Raw genomic sequence first — 19,662 nt, forward strand, 5'->3', positions numbered from 1 at the left:
TTTGGTTTGCATGTTTTACAACGATTTGCAATTCGTGATACGGTCTCGCTTAATTAAGATCTTCGTTATTGTTTTGGTTAAAATGAATTGCTGAAAAGGCTAAAGTAGCTGTTTCCAGTTTAAATTCAAACTGTGTGTGTTATTCATAACTTAATGTTAACTGAATTTAATTCCATTTGAATTAGCGAGTCAATATTTGTCTTATCAAAATCATCTCTGTTGGTATGATAAAACCTTATAGAAGTTCCTTCTATTTTATTAGGTTTCATAGTGTATCCAAGCCAATCTTCAGGATTATCCATCTTTATTCTGTATTTATCCTTTAATTTCATGTTAATAACTCCATGGTTCAGCCTTGGTGTTAACGATTTATTAAAGGGGAATGAATAGGCTAGTTTTGATTCTTTGAGATTATCGTCGTTTAAGATGAGAACAAAGTAGTCCTGCTGGTATTCATCTAATTCTAAAATGATTTTCTTATTGATGTGTGAGTAGAATAAAATAGCTGAAATAGCTAAAATCAGTTCAACTGCTGAAAGTAAAGAGAGGTTAATAGTTGATGCGAAGAACCTGTCAATCGCTATTATTTATATATGCCAATAGATCAGGTTATAAATAACTTCCTATAAATACTATTATACCTGCATTTAGCTCAAAATCAAATATTTACCTGTAATTTATGCTGTCTGTAACTTATTGTAATAAATGAGGTTTGCAGGCCGTTGTATACACTTACTAAATACCAGGTGGTGAACCAGGATGTGCCTGGATAAAATTAAATTACCAGGATTTAAATCATCTTATCAGTGCTTGATCTGATATATCCTGATTCAGATAAATAGTATAAAATGAACCTTGTAAAAGAGGTTTCTTCTAACCAATCATTTGATTGTAATGAACCCGGCCACAGCATTTTTTGAATTTTTTCCCACTATCGCAGGGGCAGGGACTGTTTCGCCCGATCGCCACTTTACTTTGATCCAGGTTTCTGGATGTCATATCGTGTTTAAATATCTTTTCGAGTTGACTGTAAAGCTCAGGATGTTTGCTTTCTAATAATTTTGGTCGCTCGAAGAAGTATTCACAGATAACTGAAAAGAACTCTGCCTGGTTGGTTCCTCCATACGGGTTAATATCGGAATTTCCATTATATATTTCTTCAATTTTTTTGTTGATGAGATCGAGCCAGGGAATAATGTATTGTTTTTCAAATATGATATTAGGAACACCGTCAATAACACCATCAGCTTTGTCTATCAGGTGGATGAATTCGTGGATAGCCGTATTTTTCTTATCCGTTTCATTTTGGAAGCCACGCCTTAGTGCCTCTTTAGAAAGGATCATCTTTCCTTCCATATATCCGTTACCTACCATTCCCAGGATTCTTCTGTCTTCACCAGTGGTTTCGAACTTGTGGTTAAAATGTGAAGGATATAATAAAATCTCATTAAGATTCGTGTATTGCCAATCCGGAAATTGAAATATAGGAATAACGGCACTGGAAGCAATTAGTATTTTGTCCAGGGGATCGACCGATGTTTTAATCCCGGTAATTCGACATGCATCTAAGAATTCCAATATTTTATTCTCAAAACGGCCTTTCTCTTCTTTGGATAAGGAATTGTAAAAAGAAACATGCTGATTTAACAGAATTCGCCATTCCGCAGGAAATGTCTTGATCTTCTTACTCTTTTTGTTTTTGGTGAATTGATTGTAAGTATAATACACGAACAGAAGAAGAACGCCGAAAGAAACGAAATAAGCCATGCTACAATAAAGGAAATTTAAATAATAAGGGAGTTTTTAAGATACACCCATCCTTACTGCCGGTTTAAAAAAGAATATAAATCGATAGGCTAAGATAATATCAAAAGTTGGTGTATTGGCTACTTGCAATGAACTTTTATATCCTACACAGCCATTGAATATTCCAGCAAGTTTTTATTTTTAATCTCATACTTGTAAGGATTCTCAGAGTCCATTTCACCATTATGGTATATAAGAAATTCAAAAAAAACCTGATCAAAATTCACTGTCTTATTAGCTTCAATTGTATAAAGAAATTGGCGAATCATAGTCTCCTTATCCATTTTTAATGTGAAAATACGCCTGGCTATTATGATTTATGTTCTATATTTTAGTTGGAGTCCTTTCAGGAACTTTCGTAAAACCTGGTCACCGCATTGTTTGTATTGTCCCTGGCCGGGCTTACGAAAAAAGGCACTCAGTTCATGCTTGCCGATCGAGAAGTTTGCCAGATTTAATATATCCAGCATATCGGTATCTTTTAAATTAAGGGCAATTCTTAATTTTCGAAGTATTTGATTATTGTTCAGGAATTCCTCTGCTTCACGTTGTGGGCCTTCTTTAACTCCTCGTTTTAAATTGATCAGTCCATTAAGGAAAAGAGCTAATTCCTTATCTTTCATTGGCTGAAAAAATTCTTCTTCTTCTTTTAGCAACCAGTCAACTACTTGAGAACGATTTACAGAATGCTGAGCAAGTTGAAAAATTTCAATAACCTGCTGATCACTCAGGTCTAATGTGTAACGTAGTCGACGTAAAATATCATTATTTGTCATCCTGCAATTTATTGAACAACAGGGGTAAATTAAACAGAACTACTTTAATCTTTTGATGTTATTCCTTTTGGTGCCGGTAGTTAAATAATTCTCGTAATTTTTAAATATTTAACTATCTGAACTGTTTTGGTATCAAGTTTTTACTTGCATTTTCTGCTATTTCTAAATTCCTTTTTCGTCTGGTTACTTTTCTTTTAGCAGAAATGACCCAGTACAATAATATTTTCTTAGTGGACTTACTTAGGCCGTTAAAGTAATCAAATGAGCCCTGGGAATTCGCAAAATCATCGTTTAAGTTTTCTGGAATTACAAGCTCTTCAACTTCATCCAAAATAGACCAGGAGCCATTTTCTCCAGTCTTTATTGTCATTGGGACAGAATTCTTCAGCATCATTCATGTTGTTGGCTTTAATTAATTGGTTACGTTCAAGGCTAAAAAGCGTTGCTGTCCCGAAGGGCAGCTATGATTTTTTAGCCATTGTTGTAAGCCGTTTTTTATTCTTCAAATTTTGCTAATAGTTCGTCTTCACTATCTGGAATATTATAAGCATCAGCCTTAGTCAAGTGACCATCTTGGTCGCTAACTCTCGTCAATGCTTTTCCTTTCTTAAATACTAATTGCAAACCATGTTCTTTCTCCCATTTACATTCACAAGTCATATTAATGAATATATCAGGCTCATTGTACGGTCGTCTTGTTATGATGATTTGGCTTGGAGAAATGAATTTCCAAATTTCTGATTTATCAATCCCTTTCATTTCATCAGGGATATCCTCTTCACCTACCATTGAGCAGAAGTCTCGAAAGTGGTCATAAATCAGTCCACTAATCTGATTTTTATAATCATCTCCTAATTTGAGAAAGTTACTTAGTGCAGAGTCCGCCTCTTCAATAAAGGATTCATCTTGTTCAGGTTCAAAATCCATGAATACCACATTAAGCTCTGCACCAATCAATGGGATTCTAATTGGTTTGCTGTTCCACCAATCGTCAAATCTAGCGTCTTGTGTTACCTCTCCTAATATTTTCGAACGAACTATTTTCATTTTTTTATCTATGGCTTACGGTTTGCATATGGCTTGTGGCGGTTTCGAAGCACTTTTCTATCCACCGAAACCAAACCTGGCAACTGTGCGAATACCTTGCTGGCACCCGTTCATCCGCCAAAAGCTATATGCTTTGTTGGCATTATTTATTTATTTTAATTCCTATTATAATTCCTAGTTTTAAAATTGGCGTAATTGTCTTTCCTTCCTTATCTCTTATGTTTATTAGTCTGAAAACTGGGTCAAAATCATCCACAGGTCTTTCTCTTTCAAAATGTTCTGTGTTTTTAAACCTTAATCCAACGCCTCCGAAAAAATCAAGATAAAACCGTTGAATATCGATTCGATACCCAATTTTTGTATTTATGTCAAATCTTGATTTCTCAATTTGATAGTCGTCAAGATATGTGGAGTAAATTTGGGATGTATCGTTATCTAATTCAAAGCTGTTCGATGTTTCATAGTTGATTTTTGAATACTCTAGATTAAGCGCGTAGTAAAAGGAATTTGATTTATGCAACTTATATTCTGTCCCAATAGAGAAGCCATTACTTTCTTCTTCAAACATGAAATTGTATAGGAAATAGCCACCTGTTAGAGAAATACTGTTTTTCTCCTTTTTTAATTCAACCCCAAGGTTAGCCTGAGGGTGAGACAAATCAACATTTCTAAATGCATTTGTGAAAAGTCGAACTTCTTGAGACAATAGAATTGTAGAAGGTAAAAAGCAAATTATCAGAAGAATTAGTTTTTTCATTTTTTAATTAATGCCAACGATTGTATATGAGCCACTCTGTGGCTCTTATTCTATATATAGTTATCGTTTTGATTTTGTTAATAAATCCTTTTCGCTGACCAAAATAGCCGTTTCCTCTTCAAATTCAAACTTTATTACTATTAAATACCCGTTATTAACGGTTGTAACCGACTGAAATCTAATAAGTTTGTAGCCGTCTGTAATAGATAGAATGACTTTATTAATTCTAGTTAATGATGGGGTCTTCAACAGAAAAATTTTTATAAAAACTAATGATATAGATACAAGAAAAATATCGAGCCATATGTGGCCATGGAGCTTAACTTGCCAATTGCCCATAAGTATATGCTTGCGCGAGTGGGGAATAAGCCTCAAATGAATAAGGGCATATGATGTCTTTAAATAAAGAAAGCTGCCATTCAGCAGCTTTCTCTTTTAAGTTTTTATAAATTGAAAACCCTATAGTTTATTGGGCACAGGTTAGAGCTGGTTTTGGCAAGGTCCAGCTTGAAGCATTTCTGGCAAACCTTATACAAGTTGTTACCTGGTCTACATCCCAGCCAGATAAATCCTGATTAAATCCTGTTGCATAATCAAACATCTCTTCCATGTTTGTCACCTTACTAACATTCCATGATGAAATATCCTGGTTAAATGCCTTAGTATAAGCGAACATAAGTCCCATGTACGTCACATTACTCACGTCCCATGAAGAAATATCCTGATTGAATGAATCTGCCTCATAAAATAATCCTCCAAGGCTTGTTACGTTACTGATGTCCCATGATGAAAGGTCCTGATTAAACGCGTCAGCATCAGCAAACATATATTCCAGGCTGGTTACTTTACTTATATCCCATGAAGAAATATCCTGATTAAATGCTGTAGCCTGCTTAAACATATTTTTCATTGTTGTTACGTTACTTACGTTCCAGCCTGAGATATCCTGATTGAAAGTAGTTGCCTTTAAAAACATGTTTGACATGTCTGTTACATTACTCACATCCCAGGAAGATATATCCTGATTAAATGCTGCAGCATAAGCAAACATGTATATCATGTTGGTCGCTTTACTTACGTTCCAGCCTGAGATATCCTGATTGAAGCTTTCTGCTTTGTTAAACATTTGTTTCAAGCCGGTTACATTATGTATATCCCAGTTTGATATGTCCTGGTTAAAAGAGCGAGCCAGGCGGAACATATAATTCATTCCGGTTACTCTGTTTACTTCCCATGCGGAAATGTCCTGGTTGAATGAGGTAGCCCCATCAAACATGAAATTCATGTTGGTAACATTGCTTACATCCCATGTAGAAATATCCTGATTGAAGGATTCATTACCTTTAAATAAGTTTTCCATGCTTGTCACGTATGTGGTAATGACATGGGTGACATCTTCATTGTTTGCTACCATCTGAAAGAGTCTATCGTTATCAACAATTTCATACAGTTCGCCATTATAGGTGTATTTTTTTCCTACTTCAGCTTCAGGAATACAAAATAGAGTTACACCATTTACTGCTAATTGAATAGTATCCACCTGATCTTCAAAAGTTGCTTTGAGGTTGATGTCCTTATTGATAGTCAGTGTTAGAGGATTGTTGGTTGAAGTAATATCTCCCGTCCAGCCCTTAAAAATAAATCCGGCATCAGGAGTAGCGGTTATTGTAACAGTTTCACCGGCTACCACTTTTTTTGAAGAAGGGGTGACTGTACCGGATCCTTCTACCTGGGTTGACAGCAGATAAGAAGTGATCACTTCTTCGTTATCACAGCCTGTTAATCCTGCTAATACGATAAATAAAAAAATACAATACTTTTTCATTGAATTTGATTTTGTGGTTTTGATTTATAAATGTGATTTCCCTATGGAAGGGAATAGTTGAAAGTTCTTTTCCGCGTAAAAAATCTGGTAATTAAATGTTGCTGATATTAGATGGTTGATTAAGTGTTTAGTCCCTAAATGAGTTGAAAGATTAAGAAAAGCCAAATGTAATAATATTTCAGAGAAAGATAAATGATTGATTATTTCATTTTATTTATATCAAATTGTATAACCCTGTTTCAGGACAAGACACTCTTTGAAATCCTGATCTCAAAAATTGAAAGTGCAATTACAATCAATACTTCACTGAGAATATATGCCCATCCAAAAAGAGTTATGGTATTTTGATGATATATCGCCATTCCGACAGACAGGCAACAATAAAGAAGATTCATAATAGCTATTCCCTTTAAGAGTGTTGCTGCTTTGCCTATATCTTTTCTGAAGGATATGATATCATAAACAGCAAAAAACACCGGTATGGCTGCGAGGAAATAGAGTGTTGAGGCTGGAATACCAAAAATATTCTCGAATCGGATCAATACTACCCCCAATAAAAATGCTGAAAGAATTGCTCCTGAACCATCGATTAAAAATAATTGCTTTGGTTTCGCTTCAATTTTATTTATCAACTGATTTATCATGAACATAATATTCTATGTGACAATCTTAAATGACTATCACAAAATAAAAAGGGTATTTTAGTAATACTAACAAAATATTCTTACTGAATATAATCTTGTAGTACTTCTAAAATACCCTTTAGCTAGTCAGTCTATTTTTTATTGACAAATATTACCGCTTGAATTATCTGCAAACGTATTGCTGTCACCAGGAACGAAATTACTATCTGCTGTTTCTACATAAATACCACAGCCGGCACTGTTTTGAATCGTGCTGTTTGTTACCGTAAGATATGGTGCTGCATAGGCTCCATCCTTGGTTAAAAGGATGTTGGCTATACCACTATCATATTGATCACTGCCACCATATTCTACAATACAATGGTCCATTTCATTTAATAGGCTATTACTATGAACTACCAGTCCCATCCAGTAACCTGCAGTTTTTGTTGCTCCGGTAAATGTAATTGGTTCGGATGCCGTACCTTTAGCGATTATGATACCATCATTTGGTCCTGAAAAATCCTGTTTGAAGTACATGGTCTTATTCGCTTCAAATTCAATGATAGTTCCCGGCATAATTGTAAGTGTAGCTTCTACATCAATTGACTGCTCGACCCTGTAGGCTGCTCCATTTGATAAGGCTTGCCAGGTAGCATCATTTACAATATCGTGTAACGGACTTCCACTTGCGTTAATTTCTATACCGTCAAAGTTGTTATTAGAAAATGTTGATTGACCATCTATTGCGCCAACATTGTCAGCATCAATTCTCACTGCAGCTTCTGTATTATTGATAAAACTGTTGTTTGCGAAATCTCTTAGCAGAGTGCCATGCTCTACTATCAGACCATATCCTATGCAGTTTTGAATAGTGGAGTTAAATACTTTTAAGCTTCCATTCCAGCCACTTGCTCCTTCAATGGCAACACCACCATTGATTTTGATGCTGGTGCCGTAAGTAGCGAGAAAATCACTACCTGCATATTCTACTGTTACATGGTTTAGTTCGTTTCGTACATCGTTTGCTCTTACTTGCAGTCCACGCCAGAATCCCGGGGTTCTGGATTCTCCGGTTAAAGTGATGGGTTCAGAAGCTGTTCCTACTGCCTGAATAGATCCGTCGACATTGATGTACAACCCTGAATTAGCTTTAAATACAACGCATACTCCGGGCTGGATAATCAGATCTGCATTAACTTGTAAAAAACCATCAATAATGTAATCACATTGTCCCTGTTCAGGATTGATGTTTTCCAGGGTCAAATCAGCATTAATATCTTCGTTAATTACCACGGCATTAGAAGTGCCTGGTGAAGTGTCTTCATCATCGTCACCACAACTTATAATTACAAATAGTGATAACAAGCATGCCATAGATAATAGTTGGCGGGTGATTAGTTGAAATGATTTCATATCTTAATTTGATAATTGGTTTAATAATGTCCTGATAATTGAAATGTCAATCATCGTTTTCTTCTGGTTAGTGAGAAGAATTTTGAAAAGGTTACCGGTTGTAAAAAAAAAAGTTACCGGAAAAACTATGTTTTGGTTTTATTAAAAACGAAAGTAGTAAGAAAAAGGTAAATAAAGAAATATGGATCTGGGTTATTGTATTTGATTGTTTTGAGTGTAACCATTTGAAAATCAAAATATTAATATTATGCCAGGAAGAATATCAGAATATAAGCTAATATTGACTATGGAGGGGTTTGATTCATCCAATTTTAGTTTTTGATTCTATTTAATTAAAGAAATAGTCGGGAGAAAAGTCTTTAGGCTTTAAAAAGTAAAAGGCGGATATTCAATTAAAAATATCCGCCTTTTTAAATATTCCGTTATCAGGATCAGATTTCTTTAACAAAATCCCTGAATACTTCTTTATGTCGTTCAAGATCCATATTGTGAGATAGTGCTACCCGAACAATATAGTCTTTGTCAGATTCTTTAGTCGTACCCTGGGTGGAGGTTGCCGGAATAGTCCAGTAACATCCTTTAAGCTGACCGTAGCTTACACAGTATTTGCTTTCACCTGGGATTTCATTGATCATTAAATTGATCAGTTTTTGATTCAATGATCTTTTATACGTTTCTTTTTCTTCATCAGTATTACCTTTTGTTGGCAGGTCTAATGAAAACACAGAAGGGGTAAAGCCTTGCTCAGCTAATTTCTCAGAAACAAAATTGATCTTTGCCTGGGGTAATTGTTCTTTTATGAAATTTACAAACTCTCTCGTGTTCTTATAAGCATCGTGAATTCGCTGATTCATTGAAGGTAATTGCTCTGCTAGTATTTCATATTGAAGATCGGTAGCTTCGTTGTCGCAAAGCAAGAGGTGTTTTTCAATTTTATCAAGCAGGTTTTCAGCTTTATTATTTGCCACAATATAGCCTGCTGTACATTTTCCTCCGCTCGGAAATTTAGATCCGCTAACATATGAAATAGAACGTATTGAAGAGAGGATCTTATCCTCACCCAGAAACTGAACGTTAGGACAGAAAGTCTGGTCGAGGATAAAAACCGGATCGATAGCTGTATCCCCAGATGCAGATTTGCGCTCCTTACTTAATACTTCTTTAAGTTTTTCCAGATTTGGAACTTCAACCCGTGGGTTTGTCGGAATTTCAACTATGATGTACGGAATTGCATCTTCTTTTGCTACTTCCTCTAAGACGCGGTCAATACTATCGACCATATTGTTTTCACCATCAACAGGGAGGTCGACGATCTCCACATTGTCCTGGCATGCAGCAACTCTTCTGGCCTGGTCATTGGTACCCCCATAACAGTTAGGAGGAACAATGAATTTGATGTCTTTTCCCGGGTGTTGTTTTAAGGCATCATCGATGAGGCCCATCATGATAGCGTATTGGACAGATAGTCCTGAAGAACCCACCAGAGCTTTGGATGTAGTTCCGGTGATACCCTTGATCGTATCCTGAACAATGGTTTTATTTTCTTCTTTATTGGTTTTTACCTTATCTAATGATGAGGATCCGGTTAAAATCTGCAGTGCTAAAAAGCAGTTGGCCGGAGTCATTGCTATGGTTTCTCTTCTTCGGACGTGCTGAATTTCAGCGATATACTCTTTATTTTTTTCGCCATTCACTAAAATGATGCTACCGAAAAGGGAATGTATGCGAACGAAAAAGTCTATGTTCGATGGCAGTTCCATTTTACCAATCTCATCTTTTTGGGAAATGAATACAGTACTTCCTTCAAATTCCGGGATTTCATCAGTGTTTTTAACCTTTTTCAGTTCGAAATTATATCCATAGATATTTTTCAATGTTTCAAAATCAAACTGTTCTGGTAATTCTTCGGTATAAGTGATGAGTGTATTTCGATTGTCGAGCAGATTTTTTCTCAATACAGCTGATACAGGCGCTGTCATCGAAGAAAAGCTGATTACACTATCAGTTGAGAGACCATTTAAATTGGCTACTGCCCACTCAAGCACACACGAAAGGGGATGCCCAAGTCGTATATAATCAAAAGCAGTTGGTAATTCACTAAGTGCTGAATTATCAGAATTGTCTTCTGTATATAACTTTTCAAAATGCTCAATGAACTGGGTTTTTGCCAATGACTCATTATAGATATCAAGTCGATGGGTTGTTAATCTCACCCAATCGTTTGGCATGTTTTCCAATACATCTTCAACAAATTTCAGCACGTTATTTTCTTTCATGATCTTAAGATTTAGATAGCTCAGCAAAGTAGATGGAATTAGATTTATTTTAAAAGCCTTACCCCGGTTTTATTGAATTTTTTGGGTATAGCCACCTTGCAGGAGAAAGCTTATGAATGTATTTTCAGCCTGGTTTTTTTAGATATCAGGAACGTGGAGAGAAATGGCCTTATTTTTTTAATGCGCTATTTTTAGCCAGGCTTATTGATTCAAACGCTCTTTTTAAATTCTTTTTATTCCAAAAACCGATGTCATACTGCTTTATTGATGCGGGATTGCTTTTTGACTTGAGTATCAGGGAATATTTTGGATACTTCTCAGCAAGGCTTCTCTTGAGTTTTAAATTAAGATCGTCGTATAAAAATTCTATTGGTTTTAGTTCTTCATCATATCGTGAAGTCAATAGAGTGACTGACTTTTCTGTTATTTCGATATGGTTGATATAATATTTTGCTTTTTTAAAACATATTGTAAAAAATACAATCAGCAGGAATAATAAAATAAGCTGATAAATGATAAAATCGTCTGGTTTTGAAATAGTTTTTGAGAGAATTACCATTTCAAGGATAAAAAACATTATCAATCCTAAATAGAACCCTGAACCAATTAATAGTCTTTGTAAAAAGGCCGATTTTGTAGCATTGATCGTTTCCATGATTTAATTAATGACACTTTAATCTAGTTAAAAAATCACATTTTTGTATATAGCTTGTCGTGTTAAATAGCTTTAATAAAGGAGCTTTCAGATACTTCAGGATACGATAAAGGACCTTAGTAATTGAGGGAATTAATACCTCCTGGTAAAAAGTATGATACCTCCATTCCAGGTAAATGGGGTGTCTGTCTGGTTTTGCTAAGTGAATTTATTGTAAAGGCCCGATCACCATACCTTAATTCCTGTTAAGTATCCTTATATAATCATTATTCTAATGATTGTTTTATTGATATTTCTTTAGCACCTGTTTATATCTTATCCGGTTATATTGCTGTAATAAATTAGGATAAAAATTAAAAAGGAAGTTACCGGTAAATAAAATGATTGCTATCGTGTAGGAATTAATTAAATAGGCATAGATGCTTGTTAGTAGGCAAAATACAAATAAAACAGTATGAGACCTTTCGATGACATAGGTTTCCTTTAATTTATCTTTTATCATTTCAAAATTTCGGAGGAAACGGTAGGAGGGATACTTTTTTCTTATCCGCCTGTTTATATAATCGCCATTCGATGAGAATTTCTTGAATTTATCAACGCCCAGATTCTTGTAGAAATTCAGGTCTTGAGAAAATTGAATTTTATCATAGAAAGGGTGTTTCAGACGGCTTATTAAATAACTAATAGCAATAAATATTCCTAACCAAATGAATTCCCCTTTTCCTCTTACAAAAAATATTAACGAGGGTGCTAATGTGGTAGAACATAACAGGGCTATAATGATCAGGTTTAACCTGTATTTCAGTTTTTCTAAAGCTTTATCTTGAGGCATAGTTGATATTTAATCGAAAAAATAATCAAATTTTTCAAAACCTGCTATTTCTTCCTTATCATTTTTTTAAGGCATTCATAATTCAAATTTGATATACTTCACATCAACATTTTCTGTCAGCCATACACCATTTTCTGAAAGGTAAAAATCAATTCCCTCTGCATTCATTTTACCGGATTGAATTTCTAAAACAATGGGGTTGCCATGTCTCATTCCGACATTTTTTGCTGTTTCTTTATCACTTGATAAATGAACATGATGCCGACTTTGCTTTAAAAGCCCGTGTTGTTTAATTGAATCAATATTTTTGGTGGCTGTGCCATGAAATAATATTTCGGGTGGTGATTTTTGTTCTAATTTCAAGTCAACATTTACTGAATGACCTTGATTAGCTCTGATTTTAGAAAAGTCCTGGTTAAACTTAAATCTCTGTTTATTATTTGATTTGACAATATCTTTTAAAATATCAATGTCAATTGAATAATTAGCTTTTTGCACTCCCTGAATTAAAAGCTCCGTATCAGCCCATCCATTTTCATCAAGTACCAGATCTATAGTTTCAGGTTTGTGTCTTAATACCAAACTTAAAAACTTACTTATTTTTACCTTATCAGTTGTCATTTTTATGGCTTGTCTTCATCTTTATTTTTTAAACCATTTTTCTTCACTTTCAGGACCTAGTTTACCTTCGCATTGTGCCAATATGGTCCTGGAATCATAAATTTCACCATTTTTAATTACTGTGTGAACACTTCGGGTGGAATAAATATCTTCCAATGGATTTCCCTTAATGATTATTATATCAGCAAGCTTACCTTTTTCGATAGATCCAAGCTTTTCTTCCAGTCCCATAGACGTAGCACTGTTTATCGTGGCAATTTTTATTATTTCATTATTTGGAATACCAATTTCTGACATCATAGCCATTTCTCTGTGAGTGTTAAAGCCCGGAGTTTTGAAAACCCAGAGAAAATCCAGAATTAATGGTCCATCAGTGCCCATCGATATAAGTCCACCCCGGTCGTAATATCGCTTGAGTATTTTTTTACTGTTTTCATAGAATTTTTCACGATTGGGATTCCATCTTTTCGGGTTGGTATTGACAATAGATTGTGCATATGGTGTCCAGTATTTTTTCTCATCCACCCAATATTTAAGCCATTCATCCTGGCTTTGTGTAAACCCGCCGATTACTGTGAGTGTCGAATTAAACCAGACATTGTTATCAATAAATAAATCAATGGATTGATCTATCAATGGATCGGAAAGATCTAGCGCTGCAATTTCTGTATATCCAGTTGTATTTCCAGGTAAGGCATCTCCGCCAATGAAATGCTCAAGACGATCTATTCCTAATGGAATGGCTATTTGTGATCCTACTTCAGGATGTGCTTTATGGTGAAGGTGTCCTGTAACTGTCAGGCCATGTTTATGCCCCCTGTCTATAACATACTGAAGATGGGTCTCACTAATATCTTTCACTTTAAGACCATTGACTCCTCTATCAGCCCAATAATCAATAGTTTGATATATTTCTTCCTTGCTCATGCTATCACTCCACTCTTTATTACCATGACCAAAATACGGACCTGAATTAAGGATCCTGGGACCAACCGATCTATTTAAAGAGACATTCGTCTTATATTTAGCCACTGCCTCAGGATCTACATCTCCACAAGTGAAAATAGTTGTCACACCATTAGCTAAATAGAGAAGTGGAGTTGTTATTGTATCCTCTTTATATTGCCCTTCATAAATTAATTTTAGATGGGCGTGCAAATCAAACAATCCGGGAAGAATGTAATCATCTTTGTGAAGAGTGATCGTTGGGAAATTCTTTTCGTTGCTGGTAACACCAATGGAATAAATCTTACCGTTTCGAATCTCAATTGCTTTATTTGGAATAGAAATATTGGAATCAGCTTTTACAATATTACCCCCTCTGATTATGAGGTTTTGAGCATAAACGTAGCAACTATGGATGACGCATATCAGAATTATATTTAGTTTTTTCATCATATATACCAGATTGCAGCTAAAAGTATTAAAGGGGAGATTTAAATTACTTCCTGTTGTGATGTAATTCTAAATCCATCCAAATGAACTTTGACATAATGATTGTCATGGAAAATAATTTTTTGCTTTTAAAATTTTCATACTACCATCTTTATTTACCCTGATCTTTTTTTATTCTTTCAGGTTCAAAAACCTTGAAGCATTATTGTAAAAAATATCTTCTTTATCCTGTTCAGTCAGGAATTCAAGACTGTTCAGAAAGTTTATTGATTTGCCAATTGCATAGGGCCATGTCATTTGGTCAGACCCAAACATCACTCTGTCTAAATATCCGGCGTGTTTGGCATTTTTTAAAAACTCTGTTACAGTTCGCTGGGTATTCGGTTCAACCCAAAGCATGACGGCTATGTCAGTATATAATTGAGGATAATAGGCCATAAGTCGCAAAGTATGCTCATGCCATTCTTCTCCTCCATTGTGCATTATATAAATTCTTAATTTAGGATACCTCACTAATACATCTTCAATCAGGTACGGGTCACCTAATCTGAGCCTTGCTTTTGGAGACCAGGAGTATGTTCCGCCAGGATCGCCTCCTCCAGTATGTACGGCTACAGGTATATCATACTTTTCGCAAATCCTAAGATACGGTTGCCAGATTTCATCACTTATGGTTGTTCCACTGTAATAGGCTCCAATTTCTCCGAAGACTTCAATCTTTTTGTTTTTAACCATTTCTTCGAACTTCACTGAATCCAGATTGTAGTCGTCAGGATGAAAAATTAATAGACCTCTGATGATTCTCTGATTGCTATCTTTTGCAGCCCAATTTTCTACACTTTCAGGGTTTCCGCTGACCACCGCTTTTACAATATTCCATTTCTGAAACTCAGCAAATGTTTCATTTCTGTGTTCCTCAACTGTTGAAGCACCCGGAACCCCGTAATGGTCAGTTGGACTTTCTCTTTCACCAAAATCTTCCTTCGAATACGAATGGACGTGCATATCAATTATTTTAGATTGGCCGACCAGCAGATTTGCACTCAAGGCCATCAACAAGGTAATTAGAACTGGTTTGTACATCGTAAAGTATATGTTTGTTAAGGAAATAGCTTACATAGATAAACTCACTACCTGGACTGATTTGTCGGGATGCCTTATACTAAAATCGTACTGAGCCTTATCGTTTGTAGTTTAATTCTAATCAAAATAACTAAACAATTTGAAAAGAGAAATTAATCATTCTAATTACCAGCTTTATTCAGGCATATGTTCATTTAAATTAAAGGAGAAGAGATTATTCATGGGAGCCAGTGTTGATAGCAGTTTCTTTCTTTTCGATTAAGTAGTTCCTCCAATTTGTCTCTAATTCTGATGCTGTGAGTCCGAATATGTTAGAGAAATCTGTGGGGTTTAGAATTAGTTTCCTGATACTTTCGTATCCGTATTTATTTATTATAAATTCAACAATTAAAGCAGAATATTCATAACCCTGGTTTTCTCCAAATTCAACGGTTTCGGCCTTATTTAGATAACTCCAGGAAGGAATATTTTCTATGGTTACATTATTCAGTATTTGGTCTTTTGATTCTTTTGAAAGTTGTTTGGCGTAGTAAAATGCGAATCCTTCATTTAGCCACTTGGGTAAGCCCACTTGTCCTTGAGGTCTCATATTAATAAATACAGTGTGGCTAAGTTCATGTACAATCGCTTTAATTAAAGACTCGTAATCATGTACAGTTCCCGGATTAAGAGGAGAGACCATTTTAAGTTCATTCTTTCCAGCTGCCCCAACAACCCAATCAGGTGCATCCTCTAAATATATTGCCTTGTGGAATTTTTCTATATCAGGATAAATAATGACATCAATCTTATCCGAAAAATCAGTTTTCATAATGTCAGTCAGCACCACGTAATTTGAATCTAACGTGAGCATAAGATCGTTTAGGACGCTGACATCTTTATCTTCTAAATAAAAATTATAATACTTATTTGAGTGCTGTAGCTTATAACTTATTGTTTTTTTTCTGTCATCATTGAGAAGTTCTATTTCTGTTATGCTTTTTAGAATTATGCTCTGCCTGGAATGACCTTCCTGCCAAACGCCACTAATGCTTTTTTTATCCTCTGATAGAATGCCTTTGAATTTGGCCATTGCAGCTGAAATATCAAATATAACAGAATCAGATTTAGTTATTATGCTACTTACTGGGATGCCTTTAATTCCTTTATCCGGACTGCCAACTGTTCCTTGTAGATTATTATTGCTATCCATAGTAATTGTAAAGACCAGTCTTGGATAATCTTCACCCATTTTAACTTTTCCCATCCAATTACCAGACAGGTTTGAATCTTGTGCATAGGTGTGGGAAATACAAAATAAAGTAACCAGAACAGAAAGTATTGGTAAGGATAGTTTCATAGGATAATGGGTAAATGTTTTTTAGAAAGTACTTTAGTTTTTTTTGGTAAATAGATACAAACGGTGTTTAATATAAGCCGTATTCCGCAAGTATGGTTTATAATCCGTCCTTAGACATGTTTATTAATCATGTTTATGATGTTTCGAATACTTATAATGTTCTCTAATTAAATCCCTGCCAAAATCTCCATTGAAGTCCCTCCAAACTGTATGGATATGATTGGCATTTGACTGTGTATTATCAAATTCTATCAAAAATGATTTACCTTGAATCCTGTAATAATGGCCTTCGCCAGATACAGTAGCTCCCGCCCAAGCAAATCTTACCTCATCCATTTCTTCCTTTTTGATATTCTCCATTCTTTTTTCAGCCTGAATAGCTGGGATGGTTGAAAGGTATTCATTTAGGAGAGTTAGGAAAACAAGTTGTTGATCGTGATTCATCTCTTCGAACTTAATTCCAACGGGGGCTAGCGGATCAACTTCAATTGAGTTTCCAGTCACAATATTAGAAAATGGTTTCTGCTTAAATATTGCCAGTTTTCTTTGTTCACCAGTGAATGAATTAATCAATTCTAGTCCTAAGTCCTCCTCTTTATCAAGGGTCCGCTCACCTTTTCGGGTACCTGAGGGAATAGTGGCAGGACTGGCTCCTATAAATCGTGGAGCAATTATAGTTTTACCGTTAAGTACAGTGAAATTAAGTGAAAGATGATGCCCTTCAAAAGACCAGGCCCAAAGACTATCGATTTCCGGATTTCCATAAAATGCTACGAAATACTTTCCAGGATCTCTCTTTACAGAATCCCCTGTGATTTCCAGCAACACATTTTCTAACGCTATTATTTTTTTTGTCTTGAGATAACCTGTCTCTGAAAGAAAGGATTGGAGTAATTCATTCACTAACTCTTTTTGAGAGGTATTAATTTCATTTAATTGAATTCCTGGTCTTGGAAATCTTGAGCCTGGGATAAAATGCCAAAAAGTTCTTGACGTATCATCAAATGGAAGTTGTGCCTTATCCCTTTGATTTTGATTTAATGAATTCAAAAACTTAACTGCAGGATTATCATCTGAATGACTAAATAACAGGATTAGTGAAACAGTCGTCAAGAGGGCTATTATAAATTTTTTTTTCATAAATACTGTTTTAATAGCCTCAACTGAAAAATAAAACGGTGAGCCGTAGCCTTTGTTGTAGGAGGCAAGTTGTCTAGTTTACCATTTTTATTTCATTTTTATTCAGAAATATTTGGACTTTTTTTATCATCAGCACGTATTAGATGCCAGGTGTTTTTCCGGGATACAGTGTTCTCATCCTCATAGAGTAAATTGTCTTCTATCCAATTTGGAAAACCAGTGCCGACTTAATTGGGATGCTTTACAATAAAAAGGGGCTGAGCCAAATCCTGGTATTTAATTTAGTAATCCTTTATTTATTAATCCCTCAAATTCATTTGATGAAATTTCAATATCCTTTAATGTCAATAAATACCTCATCTGAACTTTCTCTGATCCTGTGTAACAAGGAGCAACCATTTCTATATAATCTCCAATATTTAATTTAAGATCAAAATATCTAATTGACCATCCACAAGTTGGATCTTTTATTGGATGTTCGATATTGATCCAATTTCCATCAATATCCTTTAATTGGCATATTAATTTAACATCAAAACAACTGATTTTTTCATTTAAAACTGAGTCACTCAAATTAATTAACTTCAGACTGACTCCCCTTACCGAATAATCATAATTCACATATTTATCAGGATTAACTAACAATTTTAATCCAGTATGTTGAGTGATCGCCTTATTATCGTTTAGAACTTTCACAGGAAGTTCAATTGGAGATTTGAAATGAGTAAAAATAACGGGATCATTTAGACATTCTGTTTGTTGTCCAAATGCACTGAAGTAAATAATACTCATTATAAAAATCAGTAGTTTCATTTTATCCTGATTAAATGCTGTGTTCTGTTTAGTTTATTCTGTTCCATGTAAATCCATTAGAATGATCTATAAATTGGATAATCCCTTGGTATGGAGCCTTTAATATTTTGATAATTCCAGCTTTATGGATATTGGTGTCCTTTTCCATTAGATAAACGTTATCGTAATTGATGCCATTGATTGTTACAGAACCCAATTCCTGAGCATTAGAATAAGTATTTGTATTTAACATCTCGTAAACATCTTGATGATCATTAATTGAAAAGGTAACTCTGTGATGGTCATGATAACCGTCTTCTATTGTATAGCCATATGTATTTTCTTTAGATGATTTAAAAAAGGCATAGTAATGACATTCTTCATTTGTAGTGGCAGGAAAGGAAGTTTTAATTGTATATGGTTCTGTGATACCTGAATCTACAATTCTGAATGTTATCGTATCTGAGCCATTTTCAAAGATTAAAGTATCATCAATCTGATAGGGTATGTATATTAAATTTTCTTTAGGAAATCCTTGACAATTTTCCTTTACACATGAATTAAGGAATAGGCTACAAAAGGATATAGTTGTAAGTATCAGTTTTGTGAATTTTTTGTTGTTCATGTTTTTTGTAATCAAGGCCATGTTAAATTGTATGAGTATTGACAGGTTGCGTCCAGTCAAACTATTATGCAGTTTAAGCGAGCTATGACGTTAAATTTTAGCACTTTACCTTCCATTACTTATGCAAAAAGTTGTGGTGTCGTTATTTTTTCTTTCCTATTAATAATATTGAGTCACTGTCTTCAAATTCTTTATATTCTTCAAGAACCAGGATTTCAAAAAAATCTCCAAATATTTTTCTTAAACTTTCATCTGTCTGGTAATTTATAAATAACCCGTTAAAAATTTTAAGAATTTCTACTTTCTCGTCTTTAGTGAGTGATTGGTTATTCTGTGAATATAAATCTGAATAGTTTAGAAAACTAAGTAAAACTAGGGCATATGGAAAGATATTAGCTTTAACATCTTGTATAAAAGGGGATAGAAATTTGTAGTTTTTCTTTATGTAAGTTTTCAAGTTATTATACTCGGTCGATAACAACTCATGACTAATGTACTACAATGTACCGTGTAAAGGTGAACGGGAAGCGAGCCAGGCCGCGTCGATCTTATCGTAAGTTAACTGAAAGGATCCTCCCGACAAACGACTATAAAGCAGTATGCCGCTTTTCTATTTGTTATACAAAGGTGTATTTCAGGTGTCTTATGAAATGT

General features: G+C 34.7%; 21 protein-coding genes. All 21 read right to left on the reverse strand.

Annotated elements, in window-relative coordinates; genetic code table 11:
• Positions 1-143 precede the first annotated feature (143 nt).
• A complete protein-coding gene (locus tag OO013_RS07760; RefSeq protein ID WP_266056162.1) occupies positions 144-332 on the reverse strand; it encodes a hypothetical protein in 189 nt (62 codons plus the stop codon).
• Positions 333-873: 541 nt separating this feature from the next.
• Positions 874-1,767, reverse strand: coding sequence for a zinc-dependent peptidase (locus tag OO013_RS07765; protein WP_266056163.1), 894 nt, complete (start codon positions 1,765-1,767; stop codon positions 874-876).
• 143 nt (positions 1,768-1,910) lie between these two features.
• Positions 1,911-2,090, reverse strand: a complete 180-nt coding sequence (locus OO013_RS07770; RefSeq protein ID WP_266056164.1) for a hypothetical protein — start codon at positions 2,088-2,090, stop codon at positions 1,911-1,913.
• Positions 2,091-2,123: 33 nt separating this feature from the next.
• Positions 2,124-2,582, reverse strand: coding sequence for a YehS family protein (locus tag OO013_RS07775; protein WP_266056165.1), 459 nt, complete (start codon positions 2,580-2,582; stop codon positions 2,124-2,126).
• A 112-nt stretch (positions 2,583-2,694) separates the two neighbouring features.
• Positions 2,695-2,952, reverse strand: a complete 258-nt coding sequence (locus OO013_RS07780) for a YdeI/OmpD-associated family protein (RefSeq protein ID WP_266056166.1) — start codon at positions 2,950-2,952, stop codon at positions 2,695-2,697.
• A 125-nt stretch (positions 2,953-3,077) separates the two neighbouring features.
• Positions 3,078-3,629 carry a DUF6985 domain-containing protein gene (locus OO013_RS07785; protein WP_266056167.1) on the reverse strand — a complete coding sequence of 184 codons (552 nt, stop codon included), beginning with the start codon at positions 3,627-3,629 and terminating at the stop codon, positions 3,078-3,080.
• Between the two features lie 142 nt (positions 3,630-3,771).
• On the reverse strand, positions 3,772-4,386 hold the full coding sequence (locus tag OO013_RS07790) for a hypothetical protein (protein ID WP_266056168.1): 615 nt from the start codon (positions 4,384-4,386) through the stop codon (positions 3,772-3,774).
• A 466-nt stretch (positions 4,387-4,852) separates the two neighbouring features.
• Complete coding sequence (locus tag OO013_RS07795; protein WP_266056169.1) at positions 4,853-6,211, reverse strand: BspA family leucine-rich repeat surface protein; 1,359 nt, start codon at positions 6,209-6,211, stop codon at positions 4,853-4,855.
• Positions 6,212-6,450: 239 nt separating this feature from the next.
• A complete protein-coding gene (locus tag OO013_RS07800; RefSeq protein ID WP_266056170.1) occupies positions 6,451-6,855 on the reverse strand; it encodes a hypothetical protein in 405 nt (134 codons plus the stop codon).
• 138 nt (positions 6,856-6,993) lie between these two features.
• Positions 6,994-8,250, reverse strand: coding sequence for a right-handed parallel beta-helix repeat-containing protein (locus OO013_RS07805; protein ID WP_266056171.1), 1,257 nt, complete (start codon positions 8,248-8,250; stop codon positions 6,994-6,996).
• Positions 8,251-8,681: 431 nt separating this feature from the next.
• Entirely contained in the window at positions 8,682-10,526 is a 1,845-nt protein-coding gene (locus tag OO013_RS07810; RefSeq protein ID WP_266056172.1) for a PLP-dependent aminotransferase family protein, read from the reverse strand.
• A gap of 169 nt (positions 10,527-10,695) precedes the next feature.
• Entirely contained in the window at positions 10,696-11,181 is a 486-nt protein-coding gene (locus tag OO013_RS07815) for a hypothetical protein (protein WP_266056174.1), read from the reverse strand.
• A gap of 283 nt (positions 11,182-11,464) precedes the next feature.
• On the reverse strand, positions 11,465-12,013 hold the full coding sequence (locus OO013_RS07820) for a glycosyl-4,4'-diaponeurosporenoate acyltransferase CrtO family protein (protein WP_266056176.1): 549 nt from the start codon (positions 12,011-12,013) through the stop codon (positions 11,465-11,467).
• A 75-nt stretch (positions 12,014-12,088) separates the two neighbouring features.
• Positions 12,089-12,634, reverse strand: coding sequence for an RNA 2'-phosphotransferase (locus OO013_RS07825; RefSeq protein WP_266056177.1), 546 nt, complete (start codon positions 12,632-12,634; stop codon positions 12,089-12,091).
• A gap of 21 nt (positions 12,635-12,655) precedes the next feature.
• Positions 12,656-14,032, reverse strand: a complete 1,377-nt coding sequence (locus tag OO013_RS07830) for an amidohydrolase family protein (RefSeq protein ID WP_266056178.1) — start codon at positions 14,030-14,032, stop codon at positions 12,656-12,658.
• Positions 14,033-14,200: 168 nt separating this feature from the next.
• Complete coding sequence (locus OO013_RS07835) at positions 14,201-15,112, reverse strand: amidohydrolase family protein (RefSeq protein ID WP_266056179.1); 912 nt, start codon at positions 15,110-15,112, stop codon at positions 14,201-14,203.
• 214 nt (positions 15,113-15,326) lie between these two features.
• On the reverse strand, positions 15,327-16,451 hold the full coding sequence (locus OO013_RS07840) for a peptidase MA family metallohydrolase (RefSeq protein ID WP_266056180.1): 1,125 nt from the start codon (positions 16,449-16,451) through the stop codon (positions 15,327-15,329).
• Between the two features lie 123 nt (positions 16,452-16,574).
• Entirely contained in the window at positions 16,575-17,591 is a 1,017-nt protein-coding gene (locus tag OO013_RS07845; protein ID WP_266056181.1) for a DUF3500 domain-containing protein, read from the reverse strand.
• A 276-nt stretch (positions 17,592-17,867) separates the two neighbouring features.
• Entirely contained in the window at positions 17,868-18,404 is a 537-nt protein-coding gene (locus OO013_RS07850; protein ID WP_266056182.1) for a hypothetical protein, read from the reverse strand.
• 28 nt (positions 18,405-18,432) lie between these two features.
• Positions 18,433-19,008 carry a hypothetical protein gene (locus tag OO013_RS07855; protein WP_266056183.1) on the reverse strand — a complete coding sequence of 192 codons (576 nt, stop codon included), beginning with the start codon at positions 19,006-19,008 and terminating at the stop codon, positions 18,433-18,435.
• A gap of 142 nt (positions 19,009-19,150) precedes the next feature.
• Positions 19,151-19,465 (reverse strand): hypothetical protein, encoded by a 315-nt coding sequence (locus OO013_RS07860; RefSeq protein ID WP_266056184.1) that lies wholly within the window; start codon positions 19,463-19,465, stop codon positions 19,151-19,153.
• Between the last annotated feature and the right edge of the window lie 197 nt (positions 19,466-19,662).

The sequence above is a fragment of the Mangrovivirga halotolerans genome (genome assembly GCF_026241165.1).
Classification (GTDB): Bacteria; Bacteroidota; Bacteroidia; order Cytophagales; family Cyclobacteriaceae; genus Mangrovivirga; species Mangrovivirga halotolerans.